General features: G+C 39.5%; 14 protein-coding genes, 1 tRNA gene and 1 other annotated feature. Of the genes, 3 read left to right on the top strand and 12 right to left on the bottom strand.

The genetic code is table 11. The features are described 5' to 3' along the window. Nucleotides 1–204: 204 nt before the first annotated feature. Complete coding sequence (locus CIL03_RS07190) at nt 205–501, bottom strand: TIGR04104 family putative zinc finger protein (protein ID WP_094885105.1); 297 nt, start codon at nt 499–501, stop codon at nt 205–207. An 11-nt stretch (nt 502–512) separates the two neighbouring features. Further along, nucleotides 513–1,328, bottom strand: a complete 816-nt coding sequence (proC, locus tag CIL03_RS07185; RefSeq protein WP_094885103.1) for a pyrroline-5-carboxylate reductase — start codon at nt 1,326–1,328, stop codon at nt 513–515. A 413-nt stretch (nt 1,329–1,741) separates the two neighbouring features. Here proC and CIL03_RS07180 point away from each other — a divergent pair, with 413 nt between their 5' ends. Next, nucleotides 1,742–2,470 carry a GTP pyrophosphokinase gene (locus CIL03_RS07180; protein ID WP_240508019.1) on the top strand — a complete coding sequence of 243 codons (729 nt, stop codon included), beginning with the start codon at nt 1,742–1,744 and terminating at the stop codon, nt 2,468–2,470. A 98-nt stretch (nt 2,471–2,568) separates the two neighbouring features. After that, entirely contained in the window at nt 2,569–2,889 is a 321-nt protein-coding gene (locus CIL03_RS07175; RefSeq protein ID WP_094885097.1) for a hypothetical protein, read from the top strand. A 73-nt stretch (nt 2,890–2,962) separates the two neighbouring features. Here the strand turns inward: CIL03_RS07175 and CIL03_RS07170 are convergent. The 4 genes from CIL03_RS07170 to guaB all read right to left on the bottom strand — a co-directional run bounded on the left by CIL03_RS07170 (nt 2,963) and on the right by guaB (nt 7,972). After that, a tRNA-Ser gene (locus CIL03_RS07170) sits at nt 2,963–3,055 on the bottom strand. A 317-nt stretch (nt 3,056–3,372) separates the two neighbouring features. Next, nucleotides 3,373–4,641 (bottom strand): serine--tRNA ligase, encoded by a 1,269-nt coding sequence (serS, locus tag CIL03_RS07165; RefSeq protein ID WP_094885094.1) that lies wholly within the window; start codon nt 4,639–4,641, stop codon nt 3,373–3,375. A 58-nt stretch (nt 4,642–4,699) separates the two neighbouring features. After that, nucleotides 4,700–4,933, bottom strand: a binding site (T-box leader). A gap of 73 nt (nt 4,934–5,006) precedes the next feature. Further along, nucleotides 5,007–6,344: a serine hydrolase gene (locus tag CIL03_RS07160; protein ID WP_240508018.1), complete on the bottom strand. Its 1,338-nt coding sequence runs from the start codon at nt 6,342–6,344 to the stop codon at nt 5,007–5,009. Nucleotides 6,345–6,499: 155 nt separating this feature from the next. Further along, nucleotides 6,500–7,972 carry an IMP dehydrogenase gene (gene guaB / locus CIL03_RS07155; protein ID WP_094885088.1) on the bottom strand — a complete coding sequence of 491 codons (1,473 nt, stop codon included), beginning with the start codon at nt 7,970–7,972 and terminating at the stop codon, nt 6,500–6,502. A gap of 187 nt (nt 7,973–8,159) precedes the next feature. Here guaB and CIL03_RS07150 point away from each other — a divergent pair, with 187 nt between their 5' ends. Further along, nucleotides 8,160–9,122: a YaaC family protein gene (locus tag CIL03_RS07150; protein WP_094885085.1), complete on the top strand. Its 963-nt coding sequence runs from the start codon at nt 8,160–8,162 to the stop codon at nt 9,120–9,122. Here CIL03_RS07150 and CIL03_RS07145 read toward each other — a convergent pair. The 6 genes from CIL03_RS07145 to yaaA all read right to left on the bottom strand — a co-directional run bounded on the left by CIL03_RS07145 (nt 9,119) and on the right by yaaA (nt 16,666). Continuing rightward, nucleotides 9,119–10,222 (bottom strand): HD-GYP domain-containing protein, encoded by a 1,104-nt coding sequence (locus CIL03_RS07145; RefSeq protein WP_094885084.1) that lies wholly within the window; start codon nt 10,220–10,222, stop codon nt 9,119–9,121. The genes CIL03_RS07150 and CIL03_RS07145 overlap by 4 nt on opposite strands. A 156-nt stretch (nt 10,223–10,378) precedes the next feature. After that, complete coding sequence (gene gyrA, locus CIL03_RS07140; protein WP_094885083.1) at nt 10,379–12,895, bottom strand: DNA gyrase subunit A; 2,517 nt, start codon at nt 12,893–12,895, stop codon at nt 10,379–10,381. Nucleotides 12,896–12,993: 98 nt separating this feature from the next. Further along, nucleotides 12,994–14,919, bottom strand: coding sequence for a DNA topoisomerase (ATP-hydrolyzing) subunit B (gene gyrB, locus CIL03_RS07135; RefSeq protein WP_094885082.1), 1,926 nt, complete (start codon nt 14,917–14,919; stop codon nt 12,994–12,996). A gap of 81 nt (nt 14,920–15,000) precedes the next feature. Then, the gene (remB, locus tag CIL03_RS07130; RefSeq protein WP_094885081.1) at nt 15,001–15,276 is read right to left on the bottom strand and encodes an extracellular matrix regulator RemB; all 276 of its coding nucleotides are present in this window, start codon (nt 15,274–15,276) and stop codon (nt 15,001–15,003) included. Nucleotides 15,277–15,329: 53 nt separating this feature from the next. Then, a complete protein-coding gene (gene recF, locus CIL03_RS07125; protein WP_094885080.1) occupies nt 15,330–16,442 on the bottom strand; it encodes a DNA replication/repair protein RecF in 1,113 nt (370 codons plus the stop codon). Nucleotides 16,443–16,444: 2 nt separating this feature from the next. Beyond that, the gene (gene yaaA / locus CIL03_RS07120) at nt 16,445–16,666 is read right to left on the bottom strand and encodes a S4 domain-containing protein YaaA (protein ID WP_094885079.1); all 222 of its coding nucleotides are present in this window, start codon (nt 16,664–16,666) and stop codon (nt 16,445–16,447) included. Nucleotides 16,667–16,734 lie beyond the last annotated feature (68 nt).

Below are 16,734 nucleotides of genomic sequence, written 5' to 3'. Positions count from 1 at the left end.
ATTACGGTGGAGCACCTCTTCTTTAGATTTATCGACTGTTCAAAGATCTGTCAGCTTGGGAATTGTGAACTTTGATATTATTATTATAAACTTCAGCGATTATGTTGTGAACTTTAGCATTTCACCTATGAATTTTGGCATTTTGGAAATTTTTCCGTAAAATAAGACTAATATCCAGTACAATTCGTACCGATAAGTCCTTTTTCACCAAAGCGGCTCTTCTTCTTTACTTAATTCCATCAAAAAGGGAGTTGCGGCAATAGTGATCATCCCTAATACAAGAGCTATCAAAATAACCCATAACCATGGTGCATCAATAAATGTTCCAAACAATATAATTGCAGGTGCCAAAACGACACTGGTCATCATACTTCTTTTGCGTCCTCTGGCAGAATGATAATTATCCTGCTTGCAATACGGACAAACCATCTTCATTTGAAAGGATTTCTTTAATGTTTCACCATAGCTCCATTCATGCCGGCAATGCGCACAATCAGGCATTTATACATCTCCTATTCATTTTTTCCCAGTTCCACCGAGCGATTGCTTGCACTTTTGACACATTCCATGATTGTTTTTTCAAAGTCATACTTATTAAGTGTTTCGATACCAGCTTCAGTTGTTCCTGCCGGGCTAGTGATTTTCTTTCGTAAAACTGCTGCTGATTCTCCAGATTCCTTCAGCATCTGTCCTGCCCCACGAACCGTCTGAGTAATTAATTCCATAGCTGTTTCCTTATCAAATCCAGCTTCCAGTGCAGCCTTTTCCATCGCTTCCACTAAATAATAAATATATGCTGGGCCGCTTCCAGAAATACCTGTAACTGTATGCATATCATCCTCATCCACAATTGCAGTAGTACCAATGGTTGCAAACAATTCTTCTGCTTGAATCAGATGCTCATCTGACGCATATTTCCCAGCTGAAATGGCCGTTGCAGAGTATCCTATGGTTGCAGAAGTATTAGGCATTGCACGGACAACCGGATTATTATTTCCAATTAAAGCAGTGATATAATCGGTTGAAATACCCGCGATAACGGAAAAGACTAGCTGTTCCGGCTGTAGAAATTCTTTTATGGATTCAACGGAGTCCTTCAGATCATATGGCTTTGTAGCAAGAATTACAATATCCGCTTCTCTAATAACCTCTTCTTTATCCAGAATGCATTGAACATCATATTTACTTTTAATATTCTCCAATCTCTCACGGTTGCTTTTATTTGTAACAAGTATTTGTTCCTTTGTTAAGATCCCTGATTTTACAATCCCCGAAATAATAGCTTCAGCCATGGAGCCTGCCCCGATAAATGCAATTTTCTTATTCATTTTCATGCCTCCCTTGTTTTAATGGAAAAGCCTATAGAATTAATATAAGTAAAAAAACCCATTCCATCCCTTACTAAGGACGAAAATGAGTTTCCGCGGTACCACCTAAATTGACATAGTTATATGTCCAGCTTTGAATTGATAACACAGATTACTGTGGTTAGTTTTTATCTAACGACTCCCAGATAGGTTCATACATGCCGTTTTCGCTGGAATCTTTCAGCCGGTGGATTCCACTCTCTTTCGAAGGAACATTGTATTACTGGTCTGTTCTTAGTCTTTGTTATTTTTTTGTATTGCTTAGTAATATATGCTGATTTACTTTAATTGTCAAGGGATAATATATTTTCTTTCCTTCAGCCATTCAGCTAAAATTAAAGTATCTTGAATTTTAAATGAAGGAAGGTCTTCCAATGGAACAAAACCAGTTGGAACAGTTGAAAGCTGTTAAGGAAGAAATGACTCGTTTCATGCTTACTTACAAATTTGGAATGGATGAAATGAATACGAAACTGAATATCTTAAAAGAGGAATTCCAGCATATTCATGAATATAATCCCATCGAACATATAAAGTCACGAATTAAATCACCTGAAAGCATCTTGAAAAAAGTGCATCGAAAAAATCTTGAAATCTCACTTGATTCCATAAGGAAAAACATTCATGATATCGTTGGCATACGTATTGTCTGCTCATTTATTTCAGATATTTATCGAGTAAGTAAAATGATCCAGAATCAAAAAGACATAAAATTAATTGAATGCAAGGACTATATCAAAAACCCCAAACCAAACGGTTACAAGAGTCTGCATCTTATTTTGTCGATTCCTGTATTTATGTCAGACCGGGAGGAAGAGGTATTTGTAGAAATTCAGATTCGTACGGTTGCTATGGATTTTTGGGCCAGCTTGGAACATAAAATCTATTATAAATACAATAAATCCATTCCGGAGAATTTAACAAAAGAGTTAACAGATGCAGCAATGGTGGCAAATGAACTGGACGATCGAATGGAACAGCTTAATCGAGAGATGAATTATATTAAAGAACAAAATGATACAGACCTTGATTCGCTCAAAATAAATAATAAGAATTTCCACATGCCGATTAAGCTTTTGGAATCACTGAAAAGGAAGAACTAACTCATTTTGCATTTTCTCCTATAAGTGTGATACGAATCACCGAAATCGCAGTTGAAATCACATATAGTTAAGAGAGTGACAAATGAGAGGATGATTGTATGGCAAATATTCGAATGGAAAATAAAGACTTAATTCTTGAAGTGGATTTATCAGATCTTCAGATATTCGTTGATGAAGCAACAATGAATTTCGGCAAATATAAAAATGAAATAGCTGTCATCTATGAAAAGATGCCTAAATTCGATTATAAGTACTTTTGCTTTTATGCTTACTCAACCTACCGATTGCTAGAGGCTGCAATGGACTTCGATACAGCTGAAGTAGGGCATTTCCGCCTGGAGGCACCGGAAGAATTCTATTATGCATTTTATGGAATGATCCAAACATTGCATACACAGGGAATGGCTCAAGCCAGTTAAGCTGGATATACAGAAAAAACCGCTGCATGGCAGGCGGTTTTTTTATCTCCAATATTTATGCGCTAGTTTAAAATGGAGGAGGTAGAGGGATTCGAACCCCCGCGCGGTTTGACCCGCCTGTCGGTTTTCAAGACCGATCCCTTCAGCCAGACTTGGGTATACCTCCGTAATGACGACAAGATATAATATATCATGGCTGTTTTTTGTTGTCAATAATTTTATTGGTCAAAGGGTGAGAATTAAATATAAAGGTTGAGAGATAAGACAGCATAATTGAGAGAAAGCGCCGTAGAGTTGAAAGACACTTGGTAAAAGTTGAGAGAAAACATAAGGACAAGCAATTATCTCTCAACTGCACACAGCTTTCTCTCAACTTCATATTATTTCTTCTCAACTGGTTGCATTTATCTCTCAACTTTAGCCAGTTTTAAGCTCACAGCTGATTAAATAGAGCAAAAGATTAATACTACCCTTATATCATTTCTACTTAATTACATCTTTTCCGCCCATATAAGGCCGCAGTACTTCCGGAACAACAACAGATCCATCTTCCTGCTGATAATTTTCCAAAATAGCGGCAACCGTACGGCCAATTGCCAGGCCAGATCCATTTAATGTATGAATATACTCCGGTTTTCCTTGCGCATCTCTTCTGAAGCGAATCCCTGCTCGTCTTGCTTGAAAATCTTCAAAGTTAGAGCAAGAAGAAATTTCCCGGTAAGTATCCTGACTTGGGATCCATACTTCAATATCATATTTTTTTGCAGCAGTAAAGCCCAGATCACCAGTACACATGCTCATCACGCGATATGGCAAATTCAATAATTGCAGTACCTTTTCAGCATGATTTGTTAATGTTTCCAGTGTTTCATAAGAATTCTCTGGCTTTACAAAATGTACCAATTCTACCTTGTTAAATTGATGCTGGCGGATCAATCCACGAGTGTCCCGTCCTGCAGAACCTGCTTCAGAACGGAAGCTTCCGCTGAATGCAACGTATTTTTTCGGCAGATCAACTAAAATTTCATCCCTGTGATAGTTTGTAACAGGCACCTCCGCTGTTGGTACCAGGAAATAATCCCACTCCTCCAGTTTAAATGCATCTTCTTCAAATTTTGGAAGCTGTCCTGTACCAGTCATGCTTTTACGGTTCACAATATATGGCGGCAGCATTTCCTCATAGCCATGCTCATCTGCATGCAGGTCCATCATGAAGTTTAGTAATGCACGCTCCAGCCTTGCACCAAGCCCTTTGTAAAAAACGAAACGGCTTCCGGTAACCTTAGCAGCACGCTCAAAATCAAGAATATCCAGATTTGTTGCAACATCCCAGTGTGGCTGTGCATCGTAGCCAAATTCCGGAATATCTCCCCATGTGCGAGCAACAACATTGTCATCTTCATCCCCACCGATTGGCACACTCTCATGTGGAATATTCGGGATGGATAGCATCATATGCTGCAGTTTTTCTTCGATTTCCCTTAGTTCCTGATCAAATGCGGAAATCTGATCACCAACCTCGCGCATTTCCTTAATCTTCTCGTCAGCATCCTTCTTTTCTCTTTTCAATGCTGAAATCTGCTTGGATGCTTCATTACGTTTTGCTTTTAATTCTTCAGTTTCTGTAATCAGCTTTCTGCGTTTTTCATCAATTTCACCAAATTTATCCAGTTCAGATAAATCCTCTCCACGATGAGCAAGCTTGGCCTTCACTTCTTCTAAATTATTTCGTAAATATTTCATATCCAGCATGATTCTCTTCCTCCTTGGATTTTATTATTAATATACACAAAAAACCCCCGTCCCAAAAAATAGGGACGAGAGTGTAATTCCCGCGTTGCCACCCTTATTGAAGAGTAAACCTCTTCCGGCTCAAAGCTGTTAACGGTTCTTCAACCGGGTTTACTTACTATCAGGGTTAATAAATCCTGAATTCCGTAAACCAGCTCAAGGATGGATTCACAGTATTCCAGCATCGATTCTCACCAGCCATCGACTCTCTTTGGAAAGATATACTGTTACTATTTCCTGTCAAAACTTTTATAGGATGTACTTTGTTGTTCTTATCATAGCCAATTTCCATTCAGGTTGCAAGTATATATACTGCAGCCCGTCTTTTAGCTGAATAAACCTTTGACCCAATCTACAGCTGTTGTAAATAGATTTGCAAAGAAATCACCGATTGACTGCAGTGTAAGCATAAACCAGTTTGATTTTTCCACTGCATCATCTGCAACCAGATCAACCGTTTTATTACTATCGGAGAATATATAGCCATAATTGGTTTCACCATCAAATACAAGCTCAGCTGTACCAATCTTTTCCCCTTTTTCGATTGGTGCTGTTAATTTCCCGTCAGCATTCAATTTATCTTTATCAATATTGTATTTGATGCTGTAAGCTTCGGCATCTTCCGGTTTCACAGGAATGGATATACCCTCTTTAATTGATACATCAACAGTATCTTCTTTTCCTTTTGCAACCGGAATGGCAGATTCACCTTCTACCTGATATCCGGCAGAAAATAGTTCCTGATTTTCAAATTGATTAAACCCATAATCCAATAGCTTCTTTGTTTCCTGAAAACGTTCCTCTTTGCTTGAAGTTTTCATAACAACGGAAATTAATCTTTTTCCATCCCGTTTGGCAGTACCGGTAAACGTATAACCTGCAAGCTCAGTATTTCCTGTTTTTAACCCATCCATTCCCTCATAGTGAAAGGCTTTTAGGAATGTAGCTTCATGTGGAAGCATCCAGTTCAGATTTTCTACCGTATAACCTTCAAATTCTACTTTTGTTTTACTGGAAATTTCCAATGCTTCCTCAAAATCATTTACTAAATGATAGGCAAGTAATGCTGCTGACTTTGCAGATAATAAATTACTTCCATTTGGTTCTGTACCTTCCGGGCGGTTATCACCTAAGGACTCATTATCCAAACCGCTTGAATTTACAAATTTATATTCGGGAAGACCCATCTCTTCCGCTTTTTGATTCATTAATTTTACAAATTCAGTTTCAGATCCTGCAATTAACTCAGCAAGTGCAATCGTTGTCGCATTATCTGAGAAAACTGCCATAGCCTCGTACAGCTCTCGAACTGTATAATCTTTATTCTGTGTTAATCCGATTCCTGAAAATAATGGATTTGCGGAAATGCTAAATGGATAATCACTGATTTGCGTTGTTGTGTCCCAGCTTATGTCACCATTATTAATTGCTTCCAGAACAAGATATTCTGTCATCATTTTCGTCATGCTGGCTGGCGGCAAGGCTTGATCAGCATTTTTAGCATATAAAACCTTTCCCGTTTCTCCATCAACTAAAATAGCTGATTCTGCATTCAAATCCAGGCTCTCCGCGGCTTGTGCGGATAATGGCTGAGTAATTATCGACATCATTATTAGCAGACTCACCAGTAACAGTGAGAAATATTTTTTTACATTGTATTTCAACTTTCCGTACCTCCACCTTAAATTTTGACCCCAATAGATATGTTTAGCATTTTTATACTTATTGAAATGCATCTTAATTATTTTACCATAGAAAAAGGCAAAAAAATAGATGAGGAATGACCCCACCTAAATTTTCAAAAATCAGTAAATAGCTTCTATTGTACCGAATAATTTGGTGCTTCCTTGGTGATTTGAACATCATGCGGATGACTTTCCCGCAGTCCTGCATTGGTAATTCGAATAAAACGGGCATCATTGCGAAGTTCATCAATCGAAGATGTTCCGCAATATCCCATACCTGCACGCAGGCCGCCAATCAGCTGGTGAACCGTATCTGCAAGTGCTCCTTTATAGGCAACTCTTCCTTCGATTCCTTCAGGCACAAGCTTTTTGGCATCTTCCGCATCCTGAAAATAACGATCTTTTGAACCTGCCTTCATTGCACCTACAGAACCCATGCCACGGTATACTTTATATTGCCGCCCCTGAAAAATTTCTGTTTCTCCGGGGCTTTCTTTTACACCTGCAAACATGCTTCCAAGCATTACCGCATGTGCACCTGATGCCAACGCTTTAACAATGTCACCAGAATATTTTATACCACCATCTGCAATTACAGGAATCCCGTACTCACTTGCCGCAACTGCACAATCATGAACAGCCGTTATTTGCGGAACACCGACACCTGCCACTACCCGGGTAGTACAGATGGAGCCCGGTCCAATTCCAACTTTTACGATGGATGCTCCTGCCTCAATTAATGCTTTCGTTGCTTCGGCAGTTGCCACGTTTCCGGCAATAATATCCAAATCCGGATATGCTTTTCGTACTTCTCTCACCTGTTCCAATACACCCTTGGAATGACCGTGAGCCGTATCAATGACAATAACATCCACACCGGCATCTACCAATTTATCAATCCGCTTCATTGCATCGCCAGTAACGCCTACAGCTGCACCTGCAATTAATCGTCCTTGGGAATCCTTTGCAGCATTCGGAAATTCAATGACCTTTTCAATATCTTTTATCGTAATAAGACCTTTTAAAATTCCATCATCATCAACTAATGGCAATTTCTCAATTTTGTATTGCTGGAGAAGTTTTTCGGCCTCTTCCAATGTTGTACCTACTGGCGATGTAACAAGATTTTCACTTGTCATCACTTCAGAAATCATAATGGAATAGTCCTGAATAAATCGTAAATCACGGTTTGTCAGGATACCCACTAATTTTTGCTCTTCAATCGTATTTACAATCGGTACACCTGAAATACGGAATTTGCCCATAAGATGTTCTGCATCATAAACCTGATGCTCAGGTGTCAGAAAAAACGGATTGGTTATTACACCACTTTCCGAACGTTTCACACGGTCAACCTGTTCTGCTTGCTCCTCGATCGACATATTTTTATGAATTACACCAAATCCGCCTTGACGTGCCATTGCAATTGCCATCTCTGCTTCTGTTACTGTATCCATCCCTGCACTAATAAAAGGTGATTTTAATTTCAGCTTTTCTGAAAGATCGGTATTCAGCTGAACATCCTTCGGCAATACCTCTGATTCTGCCGGCATTAACAGTACATCATCAAACGTCAAACCTTCTTTTGCAAACTTATCTTCACGCATGAATATCCTCCTCCTATTTTAATCGTGGTCTTATTCTTTGTATGTTAATTTACCTTTTCGTTCAAACTATACAGTGGTTCTATTTTTATATACAATACGCCAACAACAAAGGTTTTTCAACAAGAGATTGTTGGAAATTTAAAAATAAATAGATTCAAAATATTTTAATAGTTATGGGGTTGTCTTTATGAAGGATATTAAAGCATTTTACACCTATCTGAATTCCCAGCAAACAGCGCAGCAGTACTTACTGGACTGTTATCAAAGGCTGGATGGTATTGATGCAGAAGCGAAAAGCTATGAAAACTGCCAGACCTTTATGTATTATCTTGACCATGGAAATAAGTTTTATGAAAATGGGAAAAAGCTGGATCTTACAGTGCGTCCTGTCTTGTTTTTCTACGGGATGGTGCACTTAATAAAAGCATGCCTAGTAACCTTAAGACCGGATTATCCTGAATCTACAAGTCTGCTCGCCCATGGGGTATCTGCACGTAAAAAAAAGAAAAAACAATACACATTTATGCAGGATGAGGTCAAGGTTCAGCACAATGGTCTTTTCCCCTATGCGCTGGAACATCTATTTTCTGCAAAAAAACTTTCATTTGAAAAAATCAAGATGGAAGATTTATTTGCATTCATCCCTGAAATGGATGTCTTGTTTAGCTTTCATAAACAGCCAATGCTGACTGCTGCAGGGACAGCTGGATCTCCTTTGCTGCAATTCCCAGTTAAACTCCTTGATCATTATCATTTAACAGCGAACGCCTTTATCCAGCGAATTCAGGCACAATTGCCCAAAATCAAATACTCGGACGTTGATAAATCAATGATACGAATGGAATTATCCGCTCCGATTACGGAAAGCAAAGGGCCATTTTTCATTCACCTGGAAAGCAGAGAAATCTATTTTCCCCGGAACAGAAAACATTTTATACCTATTCCAGAGATAATGGTTCATTATTTGCTATTGTATAATTTAAGCATGCTGAGCCGGTATGAAACAGAGTGGTGGGGAGAGTTGCTGGTGACAAAATCAGACATGGATTATCCATTCATCCATCACTTTTTGAAGATAACAGCAACCAAAATACCTGAACTGCTGGGAGAAAGATTGTATAATCATAGAAAAGAGAACCAGCAAAGCTAGTTCCCCAAAACTTCTTCAATATGGAGATCGGAAGACTTCTGCAATGAAACAATTTCTTTTGTTTCATCAAGCCGTACCATGGGCCGTGCTGGCTTTTGGGAATCAATAAATACAATCTCGCCAATTTGCCCGTTTGATAATTTAATCTTTGTTCCAATCGAAAAGTTAGTCAGGCTACTAATAAAATTATAAACAACTCTTGGATCAAGCTTGGAAAATTGCTCCTTCTCAAGCTCTTCTATTACCTTAAAAGGAGATTGCTTTTCTTTATATAATCGTTCACTTGTCATCGCATGATAGATATCACATACTGCTACAATACGTGCATACATATGAATTTTTTCCCTAAAAAGACCCAGTGGATAACCGCTTCCATCGATTCGCTCATGATGCTGCAGCACCGCCAGTTTTACTCCATGCGTAACGGTTGCTATATCCTCTACAAGCCGGTAGGAATACGTTGGGTGCTTTTTCATTTCTTCCTTTTCCATAAATGTTAATGTATTGTTTTTCGTAGCGATTTTGGGATCAACTTTAGCCATTCCGCTGTCGCTTAAGAAACCGGCAAGGCCAATCTGCAGCCACTCTCCTTTTCCATAGCCCATCTGTTTCCCGATAAATGCTGAAAGAATGGCAACAGCAATGCTGTGATGGTAAAAGTATTTCTCCTTCGTCGCATAGTTATGCAATGTAAATACAGCTGCACCAATCTCATCAATCCGCTCCAGAAGTGGAATAAGAAGCTTACGGACCTCTGGCATATCAATTGCCATACCACTTTGCAATTGTTTATAAATTTTTTCATAGGATATAACGGCGTTTTGATAGTGATCTGGAAATGGCATAACCTTCTCTTCGCCTTTTCCCAACTGCTTCCGTTCCTGATTATTATCCTTCTTTTCTTCCGGTTTCGGCTTGAAAACCTCCCCTTCCTCAAGTCTCGAAGAAACCTCCACGGATTGTATCAGGAATTTTTGCAATATCAGAATATGCTCATCTGTTAGGACTGTATTTTTTGTTACGAGTGGATGATTGGATTTGCCTATGACATCTTTTAGCAATACACAGCCTGGAACGAGCTGCGAAGGTGATACGCGCATATGTCTTCCCCCTGTAAAGTCACATGTGTTTAAAATCTAAAACTACTTCCATATGGATTGTTGCTATCTGGGTCGCGGTTGCAATATACTGCGGCGTAACCTGATATGTGTAAGAAAAGAAGGTGACTATTACAGCCACCTTTTCTCTTCAAATTCCTATTCTTCCTCAGTTGTATCGTTTGTATTTTCAGCAGTTTCAGTGCTTGTTTCTTGCTCGATTTCTTCGGATACTTCTTCTTCCTCGTCATCATCGATTTTTGCGACGGTTGCCACTTCCTCCTCGTCCTGGAGACGAATGAGGCGTACACCCATTGTGTTGCGTCCTGTTTCTGAAATATCTCCAACAGGTATTCTGATCAAAACACCGGCTACCGTAATAAGCATTAAATCTTCTTCACCGGAAACAGCTTTAACAGCAACAACATGACCAGTTTTTTCCGATAATTTACAGGTGAAGATCCCTTTTCCTCCACGGTTGGTTATCCGGTATTCTGCTTCAGGTGTCTGTTTTCCATAACCCTTATTGGTTACATGGAGAATCCTTGAGTCTTCCTCAATTATTTCCATGGAAACAACTTCATCATCACCTCTAAGGGAAATACCTTTCACCCCTGCAGCAGTTCTCCCCATTGATCTGATTTGAGTTTCCTCAAAGCGGATGAGATAACCATTTTTGGTAGCAATCATCATATCTTTCGTTCCATCTGTCAGCCGTACAGATATGAGTTCATCTTCTTCACGAAGTCCAACAGCAATTAGTCCGCCTTTACGGATATTCGCATATTGAGCCAGGGTCGTACGTTTGGAAATACCAAATTTAGTTGTAAAGAATAAATAAGCATCTTCGTTATATTCACTAACGGAAATAACTGCATTTACCCATTCGCCTTTTTCCACCTGCAGCAGATTAATAATTGGAATTCCTTTGGCTGTACGGTTAAATTCAGGAATTTCATATCCTTTCGCTTTATACACTTTTCCTTTATTTGTAAAGAAAAGTACAGTATCGTGTGTCGAAGTGGATACTAAATGTTCCACGAAATCATCTTCGTTTGTACCCATTCCCTGAATACCACGGCCGCCTCGCTTCTGCGTACGGTAGGTAGAGGATGGCAATCGTTTAATATACCCTTGATGCGTAAGCGTTATGACGATATTTTCTACAGGAATCAAATCCTCATCCTCGAAAAAGTCAGTACCGCCAAGTACAATTTCTGTACGGCGCTCGTCATTATAGCGCTCTTTAACTTCTGTAAGTTCTTCACGAATGATTTCAAGTACTTTTTCTTCATCTGCTAGAATTGCTTTTAGTTCAGCAATCAGTTTTTGCAGCTCATTATATTCATTTTCAATTTTCTCACGCTCTAAGCCTGTTAAACGTTGAAGACGCATATCCAGAATTGCCTGTGCCTGCTTTTCGGATAATTTAAAGCGTTCCATCAAGCCGTCACGGGCTATATCGGTTGTTTTTGAATTACGGATCAATGAAATTACTTCATCCAAGTGATCCAGGGCGATACGCAAGCCTTCTAAAATATGTGCACGTGCCTCAGCCTTACGCAATTCAAATGCAGTACGCCTGCGGATGATTTCCTGCTGGTGCTCAAGATAATACTCTAAGCATTGCTTGATTGTCAGTACTTTCGGCTGTCCATTAACAAGTGCCAGTGTATTAATTCCAAAAGTAGTCTGCATTGCCGTATGTTTGTACAGATTATTCAAAACAACATTGGCATTTGCGTCACGGCGTAATTCCATAACGACACGCATCCCGTTACGATCCGACTCATCCCGCAGATCGGTAATGCCTTCAATCCGTTTATCCCGTACATGCTCCGCAATTTTTTCAATTAGTTTTGCCTTGTTTACCTGATAAGGCAATTCCGTAACGATAATCGTTGATTTACCATTTGCATGCTCTTCAATATCCGCTTTTGCCCGGATTGTAATTGATCCTTTTCCGGTTTCATATGCTTTGCGGATTCCACTTTTACCCAATATCATACCCGCTGTTGGAAAATCCGGACCATGAATATAGTCTTCCATCAACTCATCGATTGTAATATCTGGGTTCTTGCTCACAGCTAAAACTGCATCAATTGTTTCTCCTAAATTATGTGGTGGTATATTGGTTGCCATACCTACTGCGATCCCTGAAGTTCCATTAACAAGCAAATTCGGAAAGCGTGCTGGGAAAACAACGGGTTCGCGTTCGGCACCGTCATAGTTATCCTGATAATCTATGGTATCTTTATTAATGTCCCGCAAAAGCTCCATAGAAATTTTGGACATTCTTGCCTCGGTATAACGCATGGCTGCCGCTGAATCACCGTCAACAGAGCCGAAGTTTCCGTGGCCATCCACGAGCATATAGCGATAGCTGAAATCCTGAGCCATCCGTACCATAGTTTCATAAACAGCAGAATCACCGTGTGGATGATACTTACCAATTACCTCACCAACAATACGTGCTGATTTTTTATGTGCTTTATCCGAATGCATTCCCAAGTCATTCATTGCATACAAAATTCTCCGGTGTACGGGTTTCATCCCGTCACGTACATCTGGTAATGCACGAGAAACAATTACACTCATTGCATAATCGAGAAAAGAAGTACGCATTTCATTACTGATATTAATTTCCTGTACGTTTGGACGCTGTCCCTCTGCCATTCTATTACCTCCTATCACTATTTACCTGAAATAGTGATTACCTTCAAAAATCATAAATTAAGGCTCTCTTGCCACTGCTAATACTTTAAAACGATATTTTAAATATCCAGATTCTTAACATACTGAGCGTTTTCTTCGATGAAGTTTCGTCGAGGTTCAACTTTATCACCCATTAGCATGTCAAAGACCTGATCTGCGTCAATTGCATCTTCTAATTCCACTTGCAGCAAGGTCCGTGTGTCTGGATCCATTGTTGTGTCCCAAAGCTGTGAAGCATTCATCTCTCCAAGCCCTTTATATCGCTGGATACCAGGCTTTGGTGCCTTAGGAATCTCTTCTAAAATCAAGTCAAGTTCTTTATCATTGTAAGCATAATGCAGGGTTTTCCCCTGTTTGATTTGATAAAGCGGTGGCTGGGCAATATAAATATAGCCATGTTCAATCAATGGGCGCATATAACGGTAGAAGAATGTTAATAATAATGTTCGTATATGTGCACCATCCACATCCGCATCTGTCATAATGACAACTTTATGATAACGTGCTTTTGTAATATCAAAATCCTCTGATATTCCAGTACCTAATGCCGTAATCATTGCACGTACTTCGTTATTGGATAAAATTCGGTCAAGGCGCGCTTTCTCCACATTTAAAATTTTACCGCGCAATGGCAGGATTGCCTGGAAATGACGGTCTCTTCCTGATTTTGCAGATCCGCCTGCAGAGTCCCCCTCAACGATATATAATTCACTGATGGATGCATCCTTAGAGGAACAGTCCGCCAGCTTTCCTGGCAAACTTGAAATTTCCAACGCGCTTTTTCGTCGTGTCAATTCACGTGCTTTCTTAGCTGCCATCCTTGCACGTGATGCCATAAGGCCTTTTTCAACGATTATCTTTGCTACCGTAGGATTTTCATATAGGAATTTGGAAAATGTTTCACTGAAAACCGAATCTGTAACGGTACGCACTTCAGTGTTTCCAAGCTTTGTTTTCGTTTGACCCTCAAACTGTGGATCCGGATGCTTGATCGATACGATAGCCGTCATACCTTCACGCACATCATCCCCGCTTAAATTAGGGTCATTTTCTTTAAATAAATTATTTTTTCGTGCATAATCATTGATTACTCGTGTTAAACCGGTTCTGAAGCCAAATTCATGTGTTCCGCCTTCGTAGGTATGGATATTGTTCGCAAATGAGTAAAGATTGCTTGAAAATCCATCATTGTATTGAATCGATACCTCAACAGCAATTCCCTGTTCTTCTCCTTCAGCATAAAATGGTTCATGCAGCACTTCTTTTGAACGGTTGATATATTCAACGTAAGAGCTTATTCCACCTTCATAATAATAGTTGACAGGCTCTTCATCTGTTCTTTTATCTTCAATCGTAATCGTAATTCCTTTGTTTAAAAAGGCTAATTCACGCAGGCGCTGTGCCAATGTATCGAAATTAAACTCGACGGTTTCCGAGAAAATCTCCGTATCTGGTATAAAGTGGGTGACAGTTCCAGTGATTTCAGTTTCCCCGACAACTTCAATTTCACCTTGGGGAACACCTTTCTTAAAGCCTAAATAATGTATTTTATTATCACGGTGAACATGTACCTCAAGACTGCTTGATAATGCATTAACAACAGACGCACCAACACCATGCAGTCCCCCGGAAACTTTGTAGCCACCGCCGCCAAATTTACCACCTGCATGCAGAACTGTCATGATTACCTCAAGCGCAGGTCTCCCTGTCTTCTTCTGAATATCAACCGGGATCCCGCGACCATTATCCTTTACAGTTATACTATTATTTTTTTCAATAATTACCTGAATATGATCACAATACCCTGCTAAAGCTTCATCGATACTGTTATCGACAATTTCCCAGACTAGGTGGTGCAATCCTCGCTCACTTGTTGATCCAATATACATTCCTGGTCTTTTTCGTACAGCCTCTAAGCCTTCGAGTACCTGGATCTGGTCTGCACCATATGCTTCGTTTTCGTTAATTTTGTCCTCCATTGACATGCCTTCACATCCATTTCTTATATTGCGTAGTCAACATAGTTGTTCAAAAATAGGGATTAACCGGACTTTTTGAACTTCCTTTCACACTTCATCTGAAAAATCATCCAATTTGCTGAGCGTAGAAATCATGCTTGCCCGCTTCTTCAGCGTAGAAACAGACAATGTACTGTAATAAATTCTCTCTCTTGTAATCATCACTGACTTTGCGTCCCATTTCGAACCGAAAATTTTATTTTGTTTTTCTGATTCTGTCATCATTTCATCCATAATGATGGACGATGAAATTAATTGGAAGTCAATGATCGCTATAACATCTCTCGATCTGACAACGTGGTCATCACCTATATGAATAAACATTGTATCCCCCCGAATTTTTAAGCTAGACCCGTTCCACGGATGGAATTTTTACGCTATGTATACACGTTTCCATCACTGACACGAAAAAGTTCTGCTTTTTTCAATGTTTCATGGTTAATTCCATCCACACTGGTGGTAGATACAAAGGTTTGTACTTTTCCCTGAATAGTATTTAACAGGTGTGATTGCCTGAAATCGTCCAATTCACTTAATACATCATCAAGGAGCAGGATGGGATATTCCCCGACTTCATTGTAAATAAGATCTATTTCTGCCAGCTTAATGGATAACGCAGTGGTTCGCTGCTGCCCTTGAGAACCAAAAGTCTGAACATCTTTATTATTTACATAGAAAATGAGATCATCGCGATGTGGTCCAATTAATGTCGTTCCGCGTTCCATCTCTTTTTCCTGAATTTCATGAAATTTATTTAGATAGATAGTTTCTATTTTCTCCCTTTTTTCCCGTTCTGATACTTCTATTGTCGGGTTATACCTGATTTCCAGTGTTTCCAGGCCGCGGCTGATACCATGATGGATCGGTGCTGCCCACTTTCTTAATAAATCCAAAAAAACAAACCGCCTTTCCAGTAAGGTTGCGGCATGCTCCACCATTTGCTCTGTCAGCACCTCAAGCATCGTTTTATCACTTGTCTGTCTGCGCTGTATCTGCTTCAATAAATAATTTCGTTGTTTTAATACTTTTTGGTACTGTCCCAAATGATAGATATATCTTGGCTGAATCTGGCCAAGCTCCATGTCGATAAAACGTCTGCGAATTTGCGGCGGTCCCTTTACCAGTGTCAGATCCTCCGGTGCAAACATTACTACATTCAATGTGCCGATATAGTCACTCAGCCGTTTTTGCTCAATCCGATTCAGTTTGGCTTTTTTCCCCTTGGAAGAAACAATGATCTCAAGCGGAAAGGATTGCTTGCGTTTTGTTATCCTGCCTTCTATTTTAGCATATTCTTTTTCCCATTGAATGAGCTCTTTTTCCCTTGGAGTGCGATGGGATTTACTGAATGCCAGTACATAAATGGCCTCCATCAGGTTGGTTTTCCCCTGTGCATTCTCACCGATAATGACATTTACTTTATCATCAAAGGAAATATCCAATTTTGAATAATTTCGGTAATTTCTTAATTGTAATTGTTCAATATGCATGGTTAATCCTCTTTGATTACTTTAAACGATCCGACGCCTTCAACCTCTATAACATCTTCTGGATACAGCTTTCTGCCTCGCCGGTGTTCTAATTCACCATTTACCAAAACACCCTCATCCTGCAGGAATGCTTTAACCATTCCTCCTGATTCAAGAATGTTCAGCAGCTTGATAAATTGTCCCAATGCAATATATTCCGTATTTATTTCAATTTGTTCATGCATTTTATCACCGATTTCTGTTTATTTAACGTTAAAAGTTCCATATACCTATTCTACTAAAGTTTTTGCAT

This window comes from Virgibacillus indicus (assembly GCF_002266285.1).
GTDB lineage: Bacteria > Bacillota > Bacilli > Bacillales > Amphibacillaceae > Virgibacillus_K > Virgibacillus_K indicus.
The sequence above is the reverse complement of the archived record's forward strand: the minus strand, read 5'-3'. Positions and strand labels throughout refer to the sequence as shown.

Bases quoted from the DNA above. Each gene is read 5' to 3' on its own strand.
- CIL03_RS07190 (WP_094885105.1), bottom strand. From the start codon at position 501: ATGCCTGATTGTGCGCATTGCCGGCATGAATGGAGCTATGGTGAAACA.
- proC (WP_094885103.1), bottom strand. From the start codon at position 1,328: ATGAATAAGAAAATTGCATTTATCGGGGCAGGCTCCATGGCTGAAGCT.
- CIL03_RS07180 (WP_240508019.1), top strand. From the start codon at position 1,742: ATGGAACAAAACCAGTTGGAACAGTTGAAAGCTGTTAAGGAAGAAATG.
- CIL03_RS07175 (WP_094885097.1), top strand. From the start codon at position 2,569: ATGGCAAATATTCGAATGGAAAATAAAGACTTAATTCTTGAAGTGGAT.
- serS (WP_094885094.1), bottom strand. From the start codon at position 4,641: ATGCTGGATATGAAATATTTACGAAATAATTTAGAAGAAGTGAAGGCC.
- guaB (WP_094885088.1), bottom strand. From the start codon at position 7,972: ATGCGTGAAGATAAGTTTGCAAAAGAAGGTTTGACGTTTGATGATGTA.
- CIL03_RS07150 (WP_094885085.1), top strand. From the start codon at position 8,160: ATGAAGGATATTAAAGCATTTTACACCTATCTGAATTCCCAGCAAACA.
- CIL03_RS07145 (WP_094885084.1), bottom strand. From the start codon at position 10,222: ATGCGCGTATCACCTTCGCAGCTCGTTCCAGGCTGTGTATTGCTAAAA.
- gyrA (WP_094885083.1), bottom strand. From the start codon at position 12,895: ATGGCAGAGGGACAGCGTCCAAACGTACAGGAAATTAATATCAGTAAT.
- gyrB (WP_094885082.1), bottom strand. From the start codon at position 14,919: ATGTCAATGGAGGACAAAATTAACGAAAACGAAGCATATGGTGCAGAC.
- remB (WP_094885081.1), bottom strand. From the start codon at position 15,276: ATGTTTATTCATATAGGTGATGACCACGTTGTCAGATCGAGAGATGTT.
- recF (WP_094885080.1), bottom strand. From the start codon at position 16,442: ATGCATATTGAACAATTACAATTAAGAAATTACCGAAATTATTCAAAA.
- yaaA (WP_094885079.1), bottom strand. From the start codon at position 16,666: ATGCATGAACAAATTGAAATAAATACGGAATATATTGCATTGGGACAA.